The sequence below is a fragment of the Pseudomonas sp. NPDC087814 genome, from assembly GCF_044742865.1.
GTDB lineage: Bacteria > Pseudomonadota > Gammaproteobacteria > Pseudomonadales > Pseudomonadaceae > Aquipseudomonas.
In genome coordinates this window covers 1-14,848 of record NZ_JBIUVK010000037.1, presented here as the reverse complement: position 1 = coordinate 14,848, position 14,848 = coordinate 1, and the positions used below count along the sequence as shown (strand labels likewise).

The 14,848-nt window shown below is 60.6% G+C and carries 15 protein-coding genes; 6 read left to right on the top strand and 9 right to left on the bottom strand.

Features of this window, described 5'->3' with window-relative positions:
• Nucleotides 1–7: 7 nt before the first annotated feature.
• Nucleotides 8–301, bottom strand: coding sequence for a putative quinol monooxygenase (locus tag ACIOMR_RS22435; RefSeq protein ID WP_003211158.1), 294 nt, complete (start codon nucleotides 299–301; stop codon nucleotides 8–10).
• A gap of 117 nt (nucleotides 302–418) precedes the next feature.
• Here ACIOMR_RS22435 and ACIOMR_RS22430 point away from each other — a divergent pair, with 117 nt between their 5' ends.
• Nucleotides 419–1,348: a LysR family transcriptional regulator gene (locus ACIOMR_RS22430; RefSeq protein WP_087693475.1), complete on the top strand. Its 930-nt coding sequence runs from the start codon at nucleotides 419–421 to the stop codon at nucleotides 1,346–1,348.
• Nucleotides 1,349–1,486: 138 nt separating this feature from the next.
• On the top strand, nucleotides 1,487–2,179 hold the full coding sequence (locus tag ACIOMR_RS22425) for a helix-turn-helix transcriptional regulator (RefSeq protein WP_134325675.1): 693 nt from the start codon (nucleotides 1,487–1,489) through the stop codon (nucleotides 2,177–2,179).
• Here the strand turns inward: ACIOMR_RS22425 and ACIOMR_RS22420 are convergent.
• Complete coding sequence (locus ACIOMR_RS22420; protein ID WP_008430770.1) at nucleotides 2,176–3,129, bottom strand: adenosine deaminase; 954 nt, start codon at nucleotides 3,127–3,129, stop codon at nucleotides 2,176–2,178. The two genes, ACIOMR_RS22425 and ACIOMR_RS22420, sit on opposite strands and share 4 nt — an antisense overlap.
• 194 nt (nucleotides 3,130–3,323) lie before the next feature.
• Between ACIOMR_RS22420 and ACIOMR_RS22415 the strand changes: the two genes are divergently transcribed.
• Nucleotides 3,324–4,412: a calcium:proton antiporter gene (locus ACIOMR_RS22415; RefSeq protein ID WP_003211166.1), complete on the top strand. Its 1,089-nt coding sequence runs from the start codon at nucleotides 3,324–3,326 to the stop codon at nucleotides 4,410–4,412.
• A gap of 155 nt (nucleotides 4,413–4,567) precedes the next feature.
• Here ACIOMR_RS22415 and ACIOMR_RS22410 read toward each other — a convergent pair whose 3' ends face one another.
• The 3 genes from ACIOMR_RS22410 to ACIOMR_RS22400 all read right to left on the bottom strand — a co-directional run bounded on the left by ACIOMR_RS22410 (nucleotide 4,568) and on the right by ACIOMR_RS22400 (nucleotide 7,136).
• Nucleotides 4,568–5,926 carry an 8-oxoguanine deaminase gene (locus tag ACIOMR_RS22410; RefSeq protein ID WP_214499691.1) on the bottom strand — a complete coding sequence of 453 codons (1,359 nt, stop codon included), beginning with the start codon at nucleotides 5,924–5,926 and terminating at the stop codon, nucleotides 4,568–4,570.
• Nucleotides 5,927–6,072: 146 nt separating this feature from the next.
• Nucleotides 6,073–6,759, bottom strand: a complete 687-nt coding sequence (locus ACIOMR_RS22405) for an SDR family oxidoreductase (RefSeq protein ID WP_003211169.1) — start codon at nucleotides 6,757–6,759, stop codon at nucleotides 6,073–6,075.
• 26 nt (nucleotides 6,760–6,785) lie between these two features.
• Nucleotides 6,786–7,136 carry a MerR family transcriptional regulator gene (locus ACIOMR_RS22400; protein WP_102368021.1) on the bottom strand — a complete coding sequence of 117 codons (351 nt, stop codon included), beginning with the start codon at nucleotides 7,134–7,136 and terminating at the stop codon, nucleotides 6,786–6,788.
• A gap of 83 nt (nucleotides 7,137–7,219) precedes the next feature.
• On the opposite strand from ACIOMR_RS22400, the gene ACIOMR_RS22395 reads away from it, so the two are divergent.
• Nucleotides 7,220–7,612: a hypothetical protein gene (locus ACIOMR_RS22395; RefSeq protein ID WP_003211172.1), complete on the top strand. Its 393-nt coding sequence runs from the start codon at nucleotides 7,220–7,222 to the stop codon at nucleotides 7,610–7,612.
• Between the two features lie 302 nt (nucleotides 7,613–7,914).
• On the opposite strand, the gene ACIOMR_RS22390 is transcribed toward ACIOMR_RS22395, so the two are convergent.
• From ACIOMR_RS22390 to ACIOMR_RS22375, 4 genes are all read right to left on the bottom strand, one after another.
• Nucleotides 7,915–8,496: a YigZ family protein gene (locus ACIOMR_RS22390; protein ID WP_102368022.1), complete on the bottom strand. Its 582-nt coding sequence runs from the start codon at nucleotides 8,494–8,496 to the stop codon at nucleotides 7,915–7,917.
• A gap of 12 nt (nucleotides 8,497–8,508) precedes the next feature.
• Nucleotides 8,509–9,168, bottom strand: coding sequence for a TetR/AcrR family transcriptional regulator (locus tag ACIOMR_RS22385; RefSeq protein ID WP_003211175.1), 660 nt, complete (start codon nucleotides 9,166–9,168; stop codon nucleotides 8,509–8,511).
• Between the two features lie 87 nt (nucleotides 9,169–9,255).
• On the bottom strand, nucleotides 9,256–10,650 hold the full coding sequence (locus ACIOMR_RS22380) for a uracil-xanthine permease family protein (RefSeq protein WP_401196431.1): 1,395 nt from the start codon (nucleotides 10,648–10,650) through the stop codon (nucleotides 9,256–9,258).
• 86 nt (nucleotides 10,651–10,736) lie between these two features.
• A complete protein-coding gene (locus ACIOMR_RS22375; RefSeq protein WP_087693467.1) occupies nucleotides 10,737–11,657 on the bottom strand; it encodes a LysR family transcriptional regulator in 921 nt (306 codons plus the stop codon).
• 125 nt (nucleotides 11,658–11,782) lie between these two features.
• Between ACIOMR_RS22375 and ACIOMR_RS22370 the strand changes: the two genes are divergently transcribed.
• Nucleotides 11,783–13,132, top strand: a complete 1,350-nt coding sequence (locus ACIOMR_RS22370) for an aspartate aminotransferase family protein (protein ID WP_008430786.1) — start codon at nucleotides 11,783–11,785, stop codon at nucleotides 13,130–13,132.
• A gap of 39 nt (nucleotides 13,133–13,171) precedes the next feature.
• Nucleotides 13,172–14,665, top strand: coding sequence for a CoA-acylating methylmalonate-semialdehyde dehydrogenase (locus ACIOMR_RS22365; protein ID WP_003211182.1), 1,494 nt, complete (start codon nucleotides 13,172–13,174; stop codon nucleotides 14,663–14,665).
• Nucleotides 14,666–14,848 lie beyond the last annotated feature (183 nt).

The window sequence follows — 14,848 nt, the reverse complement described above, 5'->3', positions numbered from 1 at the left end:
CGGTTGATCAGGCAATAAACTTCAGGCGCTTGAGTTCGAAATGCTCAAGCACGTCGGCAGCCTTGGTGCGGAAATTCTGGATATGCGCGCTCTGGTCGTGGTCGGCCAGCGCGGCGTCGTCACTCCAGCGTTCGAGCATGTAGAAGGTCTCGGGGTGTTGCAGGTCCTGGTGCAGGTCGTACTGCTGGCAGCCGGCTTCGATGCGGGTCGGTTCCAGCAGCTCGCGCAGCAGGGTTTCCAGGGTGGCCTGTTGGCCGGGTTTGGCGATCAGCGTGGCGATGACGTTAAAGGCAGCAGACATATTCGACTCCAGACACGTGATGAACGGGATGGACAGATGATTGGCTATTTCTCTGGAAGATAAAACCCGCTAAAAGAGCAGTCTCTTTCAATGCTTTTTTGATAATGGGCGGTCGGCGTGCTGCGTTTTGATGACTTGCAGTTGTTTGTGCGTGCGGCAGACCTGGGCAGCCTTTCGGCGGCAGCACGGGTGATGGACATGTCGGCGGCGGTGGCCAGCGCGGCGTTGAAGCGCATCGAGCAGCAGTTGGGCGCACGGTTGTTGGCGCGTTCCACCCGCAGCCTGCGCCTGACGGCCGAGGGCGAAGGCTTCCTGGAGTACGCCCGGGCCGCCTTGAGCAGCCTGGATGAAGGCCGGCGGTTGTTGGCCAGCGGCCAGGATCAGGTCAGCGGGGTGCTGCAACTCTCGGCGCCGTCGGACTTTGGCCGTAACCAGTTGTTGCCCTGGCTCGATGAGTTCCAGCGCGAATACCCCGACCTGAGCGTACGCCTGTTGTTGGGCGACCGGATTGCCGACCTGTTCCGCCAGCCGGTGGACATCGCCCTGCGCTACGGCGAACCCGAAGACTCCAGCCTGATCGCGTTGCCCATCGCCCCGGACAACTGCCGCGTGCTCTGTGCTGCTCCCAGCTATCTGGCGCGGCACGGCGAGCCGCGCCACCTGGAGCAACTGACCCAGCACAATTGCCTGCTGTACATGCTCGGCAGCCGGGTGCATGACCATTGGGGGTTTAACGATGGCAAGCGTGATGTCGGCCTGACGGTGACCGGTGACCGCTTCAGTGATGATGCCGATGTGGTGCGACGCTGGGCGGTGGCGGGGGTGGGTATCGCCTACAAGTCCTGGCTGGATGTCAGCTCCGATGTGCTGGCGGGGCGCCTGCGGCTGATCCTGCCGGAGCTGCGGGGCGAACGTACGCCGCTCAATCTGTTGTGTGCCCATCGCGCGCAACTGAGCAAGCCGATCAATCTTCTGCGGGAAATGCTCGTTGCCCGTTGTGCGACATTGACTGCGCAATTGCCGGAGCGATCAGCCTCTACACCATAACCCCGGGGATATCGGGAAATTTCCTTCAGCTTCTGTCCTTGGTTGCGCTGTAAGACGGCACGGAACCCGGCGTTTTCACGCTTATACTTTTCCGCCAGACGCAGCAGACAAATGATTCAACAGGGAGTGAATGAGCACATGGAACAGGCACCTTGCATCAGTCAGATCGCCACCTTGCTGGCCGACCCGAAACGCACCGCGATGGTGTGGGCATTGATGGACGGCTCGGCCAAACCCTCCGATGAGTTGGCGGCACTTGCCGGGCTGTCATCGGCCTCGGCGAATGCGCATCTGACGCGATTGACGGCCGGTGGCCTGTTGCGTGTCGAAGCCCGCAGCGGCAAACGCTTTTTCCGGGTGGCCGCCGCCGATGTGGCGGCCGCCGTGGATGCATTGGCCTGCACCACGATGGCCAGCGTCGCCCGCAGCACGCCCATTCATTCGCGGTCATTGACTGCGCCTGCGGCTTTACGGCGAGCGCGGCTGTGCCATGGTCACCTGGGGGGCGAGCTGGCAGCGGGTTTGTATCAACGGATGATGGCGGCCGGGTGGATCGAGCGCGCGGAACAGCGTACGGACGTGACGCCGTCAGGTGCGCGCAAACTCGCAGCGCTGGGGATTTTTACCCAGGCACTGGCTCAGCCGATCGTGTGCGATTGTTTTGATTGGAGCGAACAGCAGCCACACCTGGGCGGTGCGTTGGGGGCCGCGTTGTTGCAGTTGTGCCTGCAGTCGAACTGGGTCAGCGTGATCAATGAGTCCCAGGCGTTGCAGGTCAGTGAAGCCGGGCAACTGGAAATTGCCCGGCTCGCCAGACCGGTCGCTGATTAAGGCTTGACCAACCGTGCATCCAGGCTGTTTTGCGCCAGGCGTTTGGCCTGGTCCTGGGTCATGCCCAGCGACGTGTACAGCGCATGGAAGTTCTCGGTGACATAACCGCCGAAGTACGCCGGATCGTCCGAGTTCACCGTCACTTTCACCCCACGCTCAAGCATGTCGAGGATGTTGTGCTGGGACATGTCGTCGAACACGCAGAGCTTGGTGTTGGACAACGGGCACACCGTCAGCGGGATCTGTTCGTCGATGATCCGCTGCATCAGGCGCTCGTCTTCAATGGCGCGTACGCCATGGTCGATACGCTGGATCTTCAGCAGGTCGATGGCTTCCCAGATGTACTCCGGCGGGCCTTCTTCACCGGCGTGGGCGACGGTCAGGAAACCTTCGTGACGGGCACGATCAAACACGCGCTGGAACTTGCTCGGTGGGTGGCCCATTTCCGAGCTGTCCAGGCCCACGGCAACAAACGCATCACGGAAGGGCAGTGCCTGGTCGAGGGTTTTTTCGGCCTCTTCTTCGCTCAAGTGGCGCAGGAAGCTCAAGATCAAACCGCTGGTGATGCCCAGTTGTTGCTCGCCGTCTTTCAAGGCGGCGGCAATGCCGTTGAGCACCACTTCGAACGGTACGCCGCGGTCGGTGTGGGTCTGCGGGTCGAAGAACGGTTCGGTGTGGATCACGTTCTGCGCCTTGCAGCGCAGCAGGTAGGCCCAGGTCAGGTCGTAGAAATCCTGGGAGGTGCGCAGTACATCGGCGCCCTTGTAGTAGAGGTCGAGAAACTCTTGCAGGTTGTTGAAGGCGTAGGCCTTGCGCAGGGTTTCGACGTCGTTCCACGGCAGCGCGATCTTGTTGCGTTCGGCCAGGGCGAACAGCAGCTCAGGCTCCAGCGAGCCTTCCAGGTGCAGGTGCAATTCAGCCTTGGGCAGGGCGTTGAGCCAATCGTACATTTATAAATTCTCATCAGGTGCAATGGCGGCATTCTACAGGCGCACGCCGAAATAATCGGCAAAACCTGACCAAGCGGTGAGCATCCACAGGCACCGTGCAAGCAGTGCATGAACTAAGGTGTAACGAAACGTTAGCGGCGCGGTGCAGTCTGTACCCCATCAATGACGGATTCGCCGCGTTCAAAAGGCCTGCAATGCTCACATCTATCAAGCAAGAAAAATTCATGCTGCTGGCGCTGATTGCCGCCATCGCTGCCTACCCGCTGGAGCACTGGATGCTGCACAGCGGGCAGATGGTGGCGCTGTTGGCTGGCATAGCGCTGATCGGCTTTATCGTCGTGGCCTCGATGCGCGTGGCCCATCACGCCGAGCAACTGGCGGAAAAGGTCGGCGACCCCTACGGCACCATGATCCTGACCCTCGCCGCCGTGCTGGTGGAAGTAGTGATCCTGGCGATCATGATGAGCAACGAGCCCTCGCCGACCCTGGTGCGCGACACCATTTATTCGGCGGTGATGCTCGATATCAACGGCATCCTCGGCCTGGCTGCACTGATGGGCGGGATCAAGCATGGCGAACAGTCCTACAACGACGATTCGGCGCGGACCTATAGTGTGATGATCCTTACCGCCATGGGTGTGTCGATGGTGGTGCCGGAATTTATCCCCGAGGCCGACTGGAAAATTTACTCGGCCTTCACCATCGGCGCGATGGTAGTGCTCTACACGTTGTTCCTGCGGATGCAGGTGGGGCCCCACAGTTATTTCTTCAGCTACAGCTACCCGGAAAAACGCCGCAAGAAACAGCCGGAAGAAGAGTCGCCGCCGATCAACCTGGCGTTTTCCATCGGGACGTTGGTGTTTGGCGTGATCGTGATTGGCGCGTTGGCCGAGGTGATGTCCAAGACCCTCGACCTGGGCCTGGAAGGAACGGGTGCCCCACCTGTGATCACGGCGATCATCGTGGCCGCGATTTCCGCCGCCCCGGAGATTTTGACCGCGTTGCGCGCAGCGCTGGCCAACCGCATGCAGTCGGTGGTGAACATCGCGCTGGGGGCTTCACTGTCGACGGTGATTTTGACCGTGCCGGTGATGGAAGCCATGGCCTTGTACACCGGCCAGCCGTTTCAGATGGCGATGACGCCGGTGCAGACCGTGATGGTGTTTATCACGCTGATTGTCAGTGCGATCAACCTCAACGATGGCGAAACCAACGCCATCGAAGGGATGACCCATTTTGTGTTGTTTGCGACGTTTATCATGCTGTCGCTGCTTGGACTGTAACCAATCCTGAAAACACCGCAGAAATAATTGTGGAAACCGGGCTTGTGTGGGAGCGGGCTTGCTCGCGAATACGGAGTGTCAGTCGCCAGATATGTTGACTGACCCAACGCATTCGCGAGCAAGCCCGCTCCCACATTTGAAAAGTGTTTCTTCAGTTAAGTCCGGTTGATCAGTTCCCGCGCCGCCTGGCTGTGATCGGCAATCAAGCCTTTCAGGTCCAATCCTTCGACCTGCCCGTCGATCACCCGCCATTTGCCGCCGACCATCACCCGGTCCGCTCGGTCGGCGCCACACAGCAGCAGCGCCGAGATCGGGTCATGGCTGCCGGAGAAGCGCAGTTCATCGAGCTTGAACAACGCCAGGTCGGCCTGTTTGCCTACGGCCAGTTCGCCGATGTCGCTGCGACCGAGTAACTGCGCCGAACCTTTTGTCGCCCAACCCAACACCCGTTCCGGGGTGATCTTCTCTGCCCCGTAACGCAGGCGCTGGATGTACAGGGCCTGGCGCGTTTCGAGGATCATGTTCGACGCATCATTGGACGCCGAACCGTCCACCCCCAGGCCAATCGGTGCGCCGGCGGCCAGCAGGTCCAGCGTTGGGCATATCCCGGAAGCCAGGCGCATGTTCGAGCTCGGGCAATGGCAGATGCCGGTACCGGCAGCTCCGAGGCGTGCGATTTCCTCAGGGTTGAAGTGAATTCCGTGGGCCAGCCACGTGCGCGGGCCTAGCCAGCCGACGCTGTCGAGGTAATCCACGGTGCGCAGGCCGAAACGCTGCAGGCAGAAGTCTTCTTCGTCGAGGGTTTCCGCCAGGTGGGTATGCAGGCGCACGTCGAGGTTGTTGGCCAGCTCGGCGCTGGCTTCCATGATTTCCGGGGTGACGGAAAACGGCGAGCAGGGCGCCAGGGCGATCTGGATTTGTGCGCCGTCACCGCGCTCGTGGTACTGGCGGATCAGGCGGCGGCTGTCTTCCAGAATCACTTCGCCTTGCTGCACGGTTTGTTGCGGTGGCAGCCCGCCGTCGGCCTCGCCCAGGCTCATGGAGCCGCGGGTGAGCATGGCGCGCATTCCCAGTTCGCGCACGCTGTCGACCTGCACGTCGATCGCCTGTTCCAGGCCGTCCGGGAACAGGTAGTGGTGGTCTGCCGCCGTGGTGCAGCCCGAGAGCAGCAGTTCGGCCAGGGCCACTTTGCTCGCCAGCGCGAGTTTTTCCGGGGTGAGTCGGGCCCAGACCGGATACAGGGTTTTCAGCCAGGGAAACAGCGGCTGGTTGACCACCGGCGCCCAGGCGCGGGTCAGGGTTTGATAAAAGTGATGATGGGTGTTGATGAGTCCAGGAAGGACGACATGCTCGCGGGCATCGAATACTTGTCTACAGGGCACGGAGGGTTCTTGGCCCCAGCCCAGCACTTCGGTGATCACACCGTCTTGCAGCACCAGGCCGCCACGGGCGTCGAGGCCATTGGCAGTGAAAATCGCGAGGGGGTTTTTTAACCAGATACGGGTCGCAGGCATTGGCCGGCTCCTCTGAATGATGGGTTCAGGTTTGCCAGCTCAGTGTTGCCCTGTCTGCTGATCCAGGGTCGCCGGGGAGGGCGAGGTGCGCAGTTTACGTGTGGATCGTTATCGACGGCAATCGGCCGATAACGATCCCGGTTTTTTTACCAGGCGATGGTGTCGCCCTTGTAGTCCACAAAGTGATGGCCGCCCTTGCCGGTGTAGGCATTCACCTGGTCAACCAGGCCGCGCACGCTGGTGGGCACGTCGATGTGGGCGTTTTCGCCACCCATGTCGGTTTTCACCCAGCCCGGGTGCAACGACAGCACGGTCAGTTTCTGATCGCCCAATTGGGTGACGAAGCTGTTGGTCATGGAGTTGAGGGCGGCCTTGCTGGCCTTGTACAGCGCCAGGTCCGAGCCGTCGGGAATGGTCACACTGCCCAGGATCGAACTCATGAAGGCCAGCACGCCGGTGCCTGGGCGGATCTGCCCGACAAAACGCTGGGCCAGGTTGATCGGCGCCACGGCGTTGGTGAAAAACAGTTGGCCGACTTCAGCCAGGGTGGCGTGGCCCGGTTCCTGGTTGGCCGGGCCTTTGACACCGGCATTGACGAACAGCAGGTCGAAGGTTTTTTCCTTGAGACGCTGGCTGAGGGCGATTACCGCCTGCTGGTCATCCATGTCGAGCTTTTCGATTTGCACCTCGCCCAAGGCCTTCAAGGCATCGGCCTTTTGCGGGTCGCGCACGGTGGCGGTCACCTCCCAGCCGTCCGCCAGCAGTTGCTTGGCCAGGCCAAGGCCCAGGCCCCGGGAGGCGCCGATAATCAGTGCGGTTTTTGAAGTGGACATGAATGGCTTCCTTTGACGGTGGAGGTTCACGGGTTCAGTGGACAACGCTGGCCGAGCCTTTGCTGCAACTCTTGGCGCAGTTGGTCGAGTTCGGCGATGCGGGTTTCGATCAGGTGGAGCTTGTCTTGCAGGAGCTGGGTCACGGCGCTGTCGGGGTCTGGAGCTTGCCATAATGCGCCGACGCTGTTGCCGATTTCACCCAGGCTGAAGCCCAGGCGCTGGGCGGTCTTGATGTACAGCACCAGTTGCACCATGTCGGCGGGGTAGTCACGGTAACCGTTGGCACTGCGTTGCGCGGCAATCAGCCCGCGTTGCTCGTAGAAACGCAGGGTGTCGCGACTGACCTGGCTGGCCTGGGCTAATTCGCCGATACGCATGTAGAGGGCTCAAGGGGGCTTGACCCTGGAGCATACTCCAGGCTTTAGCCTGCTGGCTTCTTGAATTTAAGGAGCTTACGGCTATGTGGACCGCACACCAATACCGTCGACTGGTTCGGGCCAGCGGTTGGTACGACCTGATCGTCACCGCCGCACTGGTCACACCCTGGACGTTTGTCCTGCTGCATAACGCCCTGGTGGCGTTGAACCTGCCCGGCGAGCTGCCGCCGTTCGCGCCTGTGCATATGTTGATGGCGAACCTGATGGGCTCGATTGTCTGCGTGTGGTCGGTGCTGCGAATCCGCGACCCACAAGCGATCTTTGGCCGCTACGACGCCGCCGGCCGAGTGCTGTTTGCCACCTGGCAGATTTACGCGCTGGCCCATGGTGCCAGTACTGTATTGGTGATTGTCGTGGTGTTTGAAGTGCTGTGGGCGGTGGCTCAGTTGATACCGGTGCGCCGAGTAGCAAGTTGATCAAAAAATGCTCAGTTGTGCCGGAACGTTGCAGGCTCTGCTGCGGGGTCACTCTTGCACGGGTTATCCACAGGTTGCTCCACAGTAATTGTGCGCAAGCGTGACCGGTGGATATAAGCGCTGTGGCCCTTTGTTCTAAAGGACATAACCCGCCTAACCGACTGTTTTTGAGCTGGATTAATACTTTCGTGCAGTGCCTTGAACAAAAACTGTACAACCGCCTGAAACCCTTGTGACAGAAGGGTTACAGGCGAGTGTGCTCAGGTTATCCACAGGCAGGTGCACAGTAGATGTGGGCAGTTTCAGCGCTCCAGCAGAATGCGCCCGCGACTCAGGTCGGCGAGCTGCGCTTGCAGGGTGTCGATATGTGCCTCGCCGAGGGCCAGCTGCAGGTCGACGCCATTGGCGGTGAAGGTTTCTTCCATCACCAGCCCACCCAGTTCGGCCACTCGCAGCTTCACCAACTGCAGCTCGGCAAAACCACAGGAGCAGCTCAGCGGCACCCGTTTGATCAGCTCGACGCGTTCGGCGGCTTGCAGGCATTTGTTCGCGCCGCCGCCATAGGCGCGGGCCAGGCCGCCGGTGCCCAGTTGGATGCCGCCGTACCAGCGGATCACCAGCACCACGACCTGGTCGCAATCCTGCGCTTCGATCGCGGCCAGGATCGGGCGCCCGGCCGTGCCGCCGGGTTCGCCATCGTCGTTGCTGCGGTATTGATCGCCGAGTTTCCAGGCCCAGCAGTTGTGCGTGGCGTTCAGGTCGCTGTGCTGGTCGATGAAGGCCTGGGCGTCCTGGGGGCTGCTGATCGGGGCGGCGAGGGTAATGAAGCGGCTTTTGCGAATTTCTTCGCGAAACTCGCAAAGGCCGGTAAGCGTGAAAGGCATGGGTAACTTCGTTTAGAGGGCCGGCTTGATGCCACAGCCTTTGAGAATGATGTGGATAAGGTTGGTGCCGGCGTCTTCCATGTCCTGCTTGGTCAGCTTGGTGCGCCCGGTCACGCGGCAGATCTGGGTGGCAAAGTCGGCGTAATGCTGGGTGCTGCCCCACAGCAGGAAGATCAGGTGCACCGGGTCGATAGGGTCCATCTTGCCGGCGTCGATCCAGGCCTGGAATACCGCCGCACGGCCGCTGAACCAGGCGCGGTAGTCCTGGCTGAAATATTCGGTCAGGCACTCACCGCCGCTGATGATCTCCATCGCGAAGATCCGCGAGGCTTGTGGCTGGCGCCGGGAAAATTCCATCTTGGTGCGGATATAGCGGGTCAGGGCGGCCGCCGGGTCATCCTCGGCGGTCAGGGTGTTGAAGGTGCTGTCCCACAATTCGAGGATGTTGCTGAGCACCGCGATGTACAGGCCCAGCTTGTTGGTGAAGTAGTAGTGCAAGTTGGCTTTCGGCAACCCGGCACTCGCCGCGATAGTGTTCATGCTGGTGCCTTTGTAGCCATGACGGGCGAACTCGTCTTCGGCGGCCTGCAAAATCGCTTGTTCGTTCTTTTGGCGAATGCGGCTTGCAGGTTTTCCGGCGTGGTTGCTGTGGGCAGGAACTTCGAGGCTCATGGAGGTTTCCGTGCAGATCGATGAAGGCGACGTGTGCACAGATAACCCACCCTCAAGCCCCAGACAAGTCCCGATACGATAAAACCCTTAAAGCGGCTCCAGAGTGTCGCTTTCCAGGGGCCGGTTTGCGGCATCCACGGGAGCCTTGGCTTCAGGTAGCAGCAGGCACAATACGATGGCGGTCAGGCCGCCGCTGGTGATGGCCGAGTCGAACAGGTTCTGCACCAGGGTTGGCATCAGGTGCAGCAGGTTCGGTTGCGCCGCGATCCCCAGGCCGACGCCGAACGAGGTGGCGATGATCAGCATGCTGCGCCGATCCAGCGGGGCCTGGGCGAGAATGCGCACGCCGGCCGCCGCTACGCTGCCGAACATCACCAGGGTTGCGCCGCCCAGCACCGGCTTGGGGATTTGCTGCAGCACCGCACCAATCAACGGAAACAGCCCGAGGCAAAACAGTACCGCGCCGATGTACAAGCCGACGTAACGGCTGGCCACGCCGGTCAGCTGGATCACGCCGTTGTTCTGGGCGAATGTGGTGTTGGGAAAGGCACTGAAGGTGGCGGCGATCATGCAACTGATGCCATCTCCCAGTACGCCACCCTTGAGTCGGCTTATATAGGAAGGGCCGCTGATGGGCTGGCGGGCGATCATGCAATTGGCAGTGAGGTCGCCGACGGTTTCGATGGTGCTGATCAGATAAATCAGTGCTACCGGCAGGAAAGCGCTCCAATCGAAGTTGAAACCGAAGTGGAACGGTGTAGGCAGGCTGATCAATGGCAAATCAGGCAAGGCTTGGGGCACCAACTTGCCGCTGAACCAGGCGGCGAGGCTGCCCAGTGCGAGGCCGATGATAATGGCGGAGAGCCGTACCCATGGCGTGTTCGAGCGGTTCAGCAGGATGATGGTCAGTACCACGAACAGGCCGAGTGCCAGGTTGGTTGGCGCGCCGAAGTCCGGGGCATTGAAGCCGCCTCCAAGGTCAGTGATGCCGACCTTGATCAGGCTGATGCCGATCAGTGTGATGACGATGCCGGTCACCAGCGGCGTGATTACCCTTTTGAGCTGACCGATGAAACGGCTCAACACGACCTGCACTGCGGCGCCGAAGAAGCAGATACCGAAAATCATCGCCAGGATGTCTTCCGGGCTGCCGCCGCGTTGCTTGACCAGAAACCCGGCCGACAATACGGCGCCGAGAAACGCGAAGCTGGTGCCCTGCAGGCAGATCATCCCGGCGCCAATGCCAAACGGCCTGCGCGCCTGGATGAAGGTGCCCACACCGGAAACCATCAATGCCATGCTGATCAGGTAGGGCAGGTGGGCGGTCAGGCCCAGGGTAGAGCCGATGATCAGCGGCGGGGTGATGATGCCGACGAAGGCAGCCAACACATGCTGCAACGCGGCAAGCAATGCAGGCAAAGGTTTGGGCCTATCGTTGAGGCCGTAGATCAGGTCGCTGGGGGTGTTGGATTCTGGCGGCATGGCGGGGAACTCATGGCTGACGGTTCGAGATCCCCTTGTCTTGCAAAAAGCTGTCCAGTTGCTCAGGTTTTTCTGTAAGGCCCGTGTTAGCGCGTTGCGGCCAGGCTTTCGAGGAAGCTTTCCAGCACCAAATGAGGGCGACGGCCCTTGCGCGTGACCGAAGCGAGGCTCAAATCGTAAAAACGTGTAGCCGGTTTCAGCGCGCGCAGTCGGCCTTGTTGTACCCACAGGCTGGCGTAGTGGTCGGGCAGGTAGCCGATGTAGCGGCCGGTCAGGATCAGGAAGGCCATGCCCTCGCGGTCCGAGGCGCTGGCGGTGCAATTGAGTGCCTGGTAGTGCGCCTGGATATCCGCGGGCAGGCGGAAGGTCGGGGCGATGGCGTCCTGGCTATTGACGCGGTCGTCGTCCAGTTGCTTGTCGTCGGCGTAAAACAGCGGGTGGCCCACTGCGCAATAGAGCAGCGAGCGTTCGCTGTACAGCGGCTGGTATTCAAGTCCCGACAAGGCGCTGGCCTGGGGGACTACGCCGACATGCAGGCGGCCGTCGAGCACCCCTTGTTCGACTTCATTGGGGGCGATCATGCGGATCTGGATCTGTACATCCGGGCCGCGTTCCTTCAACTGTGCCAGGGCGTGGGTGATGCGCATGTGGGGCAGGGTGACCAGGTTGTCGGTCAGGCCGATGATCAGCTCGCCGCGCAAGTGTTGGTGCAGGCCGTTGACCTCGGTGCGAAAACTTTCCAGGGCGCTGAGCAGTTGTAGTGCCGACTGGTAAACCTCGCGTCCTTCCTCGGTCAGGGAAAACCCCGCCCGCCCGCGTTGGCACAGGCGCAGGCCAAGGCGCTGTTCAAGATCGCTCATCTGCTGGCTGATGGCCGAGCGGCCAATCCCCAGTACGGTTTCCGCCGCCGAGAAGCCACCGCACTCCACCACACTGCGAAAGATGCGCAACAGGCGGATATCGAAGTCGCTGACTTGGGCCAGAGGGTCGGGTCGACGGCTACTCATAGTTTAGTGAAGGCCTGACTGAAGGTTAGAAGAGTTGGATTTCACCGACTTTATCCCCGTGGCAATTTAGCTGCAACAACGCTTTTCAATCCCGACGCTGCCTTTTGCCTTGCGAGGTTTTGCTCATGAACATGCCCGAAAACGCTCCGTCCACCCTGGCCAGCCAATTGAAGCTGGACGCGCACTGGATGCCGTACACCGCCAACCGCAACTTTCATCGTGACCCGCGCCTGATCGTGGCGGCCGAAGGCAGCTGGTTGACCGATGACAAGGGGCGCAAGGTGTATGACTCGCTGTCGGGTCTGTGGACCTGCGGCGCCGGGCACACTCGCAAGGAAATCCAGGAAGCGGTCTCCAAGCAGTTGGGTACGTTGGACTACTCGCCGGGCTTCCAATACGGTCATCCGTTGTCGTTCCAGCTGGCAGAAAAGATTACCGACCTGACCCCGGGTAACCTGAACCATGTGTTCTTCACCGACTCCGGCTCCGAGTGCGCCGATACCGCGGTGAAGATGGTGCGTGCGTACTGGCGCCTGAAAGGCCAGGCGACCAAGACCAAGATGATCGGCCGTGCCCGTGGTTATCACGGCGTGAACATCGCCGGTACCAGCCTGGGCGGCGTGAACGGTAACCGTAAGATTTTTGGTCAGGGGCTGATGGATGTTGACCATCTGCCTCACACCCTGCTGGCGAGCAATGCGTTCTCCCGTGGCATGCCGGAGCTGGGCGGGATTGCCTTGGCGGACGAGCTGCTCAAGCTGATCGAGTTGCACGATGCGTCGAACATCGCTGCGGTGTTTGTTGAACCGATGGCGGGCTCTGCCGGCGTGCTGGTTCCGCCGCAGGGTTACCTGAAGCGTCTGCGTGAGATCTGCGATCAGCACAACATCCTGTTGGTGTTCGATGAAGTGATCACCGGCTTCGGTCGTACCGGTTCGATGTTTGGTGCTGACAGCTTCGGTGTGACCCCGGACCTGATGTGCATTGCCAAGCAAGTCACCAACGGCGCGATCCCGATGGGCGCGGTGATTGCCAGCACCGAGATTTATCAGACGTTCATGAATCAGGCGACGCCTGAGTACGCGGTGGAATTCCCGCACGGCTACACCTACTCGGCCCACCCGGTTGCCTGCGCGGCTGGCTTGGCGGCACTCGACCTGCTGCAGAAGGAAAACCTGGTGCAGAGCGTGGCCGAAGTCGCACCGCATTTCGAGAATGCGCTGCACGGTCTGAAGGGCAGCAAGAACGTGATCGACATTCGTAACTATGGCCTGGCCGGTGCGATCCAGATTGCCCCGCGTGATGGTGATGCCATCGTGCGTCCGTTCGAAGCGGGCATGGCCTTGTGGAAAGCCGGCTTCTACGTGCGCTTTGGCGGCGACACCCTGCAGTTCGGCCCAACCTTCAACAGCAAGCCGCAGGACCTGGATCGCTTGTTCGATGCGGTCGGCGAAGTGCTGAACAAGATCGACTGATTCCTCCTTCTATATAGAACAACTTTTCAGGAGCCCTGCATGAGCCTCATCCAGCATTTGATCAACGGCCAATTGGTCACCGAAAACGGTCGCACTGCCGACGTGTACAACCCGTCGACTGGCCAGGTGATTCACCAGGTGCCGTTGGCCAGCCGTGAAACCATTCAAAGCGCCATCGATTCGGCCAAGGCAGCTTTCCCGGCCTGGCGTAACACGCCACCGGCCAAGCGTGCCCAGGTGATGTTTCGTTTCAAGCAATTGCTTGAGCAGAACGAAGCGCGTATCTCCCAGCTGATCAGCGAAGAGCATGGCAAGACCCTGGAAGATGCGGCTGGTGAACTCAAGCGCGGGATCGAGAACGTGGAGTACGCGTGCTCGGCGCCGGAAATCCTCAAGGGCGAGTACAGCCGTAACGTTGGCCCGAATATCGATGCCTGGTCTGACTTCCAGCCGTTGGGTGTGGTGGCCGGTATTACGCCGTTCAACTTCCCGGCGATGGTGCCGTTGTGGATGTATCCGCTGGCGATCGTCTGCGGTAACTGCTTCATCCTCAAGCCGTCGGAGCGTGATCCAAGCTCGACGCTGCTGATTGCACAACTGTTGCAGGAAGCTGGCTTGCCTAAAGGCGTGCTGAGTGTGGTGCATGGCGATAAAGGGGCGGTGGATGCGTTGATCGAAGCGCCGGAAGTCAAGGCGTTGAGCTTTGTCGGCTCGACGCCGATCGCCGAGTACATCTATTCCGAAGCCACCAAGCGCGGCAAGCGTGTACAGGCGTTGGGCGGGGCGAAGAACCATGCGGTGCTGATGCCGGATGCGGATCTCGATAACGCTGTCAGTGCCTTGATGGGCGCGGCGTATGGTTCTTGCGGTGAGCGTTGCATGGCGATCTCTGTTGCCGTGTGTGTCGGCGACCAGGTGGCTGACGCATTGGTCGCCAAGCTGGTGCCGCAGATCAAGGCGCTGAAGATTGGTGCGGGCACCACGTGTGGATTGGACATGGGGCCGCTGGTCACTGGCCAGGCGCGCGATAAAGTCAGTGGCTATATAGAGGACGGCGTTTCTTCGGGTGCTGAGTTGGTCGTCGATGGTCGTGGCCTGAGTATTGCCGGTAATGAAGATGGCTTCTTCCTGGGGGGCAGTTTGTTCGACCGCGTGACCCCGCAGATGCGCATCTATAAAGAAGAGATCTTCGGGCCGGTGCTGTGTGTGGTTCGGGTGAACAGCCTGGAAGCGGCCATGCAGTTGATCAACGATCACGAGTACGGCAACGGCACCTGTATCTTCACCCGTGACGGTGAGGCGGCGCGGTTGTTCTGTGACGAGATTGAAGTGGGTATGGTTGGCGTCAACGTGCCGTTGCCGGTGCCGGTGGCTTATCACAGCTTTGGTGGCTGGAAGCGCTCGCTGTTTGGCGACTTGCATGCCTATGGGCCGGATGGGGTGCGGTTCTATACGCGTCGCAAGGCGATTACCCAGCGCTGGCCGCAACGGGCCAGTCATGAGGCGTCGCAGTTTGCCTTTCCTAGCTTGTAGGTTCGGTAAGTAGAAGGCCGGCCCCTTGGGGCCGGCCTTTGCTTTTCAGGGCTTTTTTGACCGATATGACAGTATTGTGAAAAAAGGTGTTGACGGCAGATTCTGGAAGTCTATAATTCGCCCCACTTCCGGCGCAGTCGAAACGGAAAACTCCTTGGTAAACAAAGAGTTATGTAGGTTTCG

Bases quoted from the DNA above. Each gene is read 5' to 3' on its own strand.
- ACIOMR_RS22435 (WP_003211158.1), bottom strand. From the start codon at position 301: ATGTCTGCTGCCTTTAACGTCATCGCCACGCTGATCGCCAAACCCGGC.
- ACIOMR_RS22425 (WP_134325675.1), top strand. From the start codon at position 1,487: ATGGAACAGGCACCTTGCATCAGTCAGATCGCCACCTTGCTGGCCGAC.
- ACIOMR_RS22420 (WP_008430770.1), bottom strand. From the start codon at position 3,129: ATGTACGATTGGCTCAACGCCCTGCCCAAGGCTGAATTGCACCTGCAC.
- ACIOMR_RS22415 (WP_003211166.1), top strand. From the start codon at position 3,324: ATGCTCACATCTATCAAGCAAGAAAAATTCATGCTGCTGGCGCTGATT.
- ACIOMR_RS22410 (WP_214499691.1), bottom strand. From the start codon at position 5,926: ATGCCTGCGACCCGTATCTGGTTAAAAAACCCCCTCGCGATTTTCACT.
- ACIOMR_RS22405 (WP_003211169.1), bottom strand. From the start codon at position 6,759: ATGTCCACTTCAAAAACCGCACTGATTATCGGCGCCTCCCGGGGCCTG.
- ACIOMR_RS22400 (WP_102368021.1), bottom strand. From the start codon at position 7,136: ATGCGTATCGGCGAATTAGCCCAGGCCAGCCAGGTCAGTCGCGACACC.
- ACIOMR_RS22395 (WP_003211172.1), top strand. From the start codon at position 7,220: ATGTGGACCGCACACCAATACCGTCGACTGGTTCGGGCCAGCGGTTGG.
- ACIOMR_RS22390 (WP_102368022.1), bottom strand. From the start codon at position 8,496: ATGCCTTTCACGCTTACCGGCCTTTGCGAGTTTCGCGAAGAAATTCGC.
- ACIOMR_RS22385 (WP_003211175.1), bottom strand. From the start codon at position 9,168: ATGAGCCTCGAAGTTCCTGCCCACAGCAACCACGCCGGAAAACCTGCA.
- ACIOMR_RS22380 (WP_401196431.1), bottom strand. From the start codon at position 10,650: ATGCCGCCAGAATCCAACACCCCCAGCGACCTGATCTACGGCCTCAAC.
- ACIOMR_RS22375 (WP_087693467.1), bottom strand. From the start codon at position 11,657: ATGAGTAGCCGTCGACCCGACCCTCTGGCCCAAGTCAGCGACTTCGAT.
- ACIOMR_RS22370 (WP_008430786.1), top strand. From the start codon at position 11,783: ATGAACATGCCCGAAAACGCTCCGTCCACCCTGGCCAGCCAATTGAAG.
- ACIOMR_RS22365 (WP_003211182.1), top strand. From the start codon at position 13,172: ATGAGCCTCATCCAGCATTTGATCAACGGCCAATTGGTCACCGAAAAC.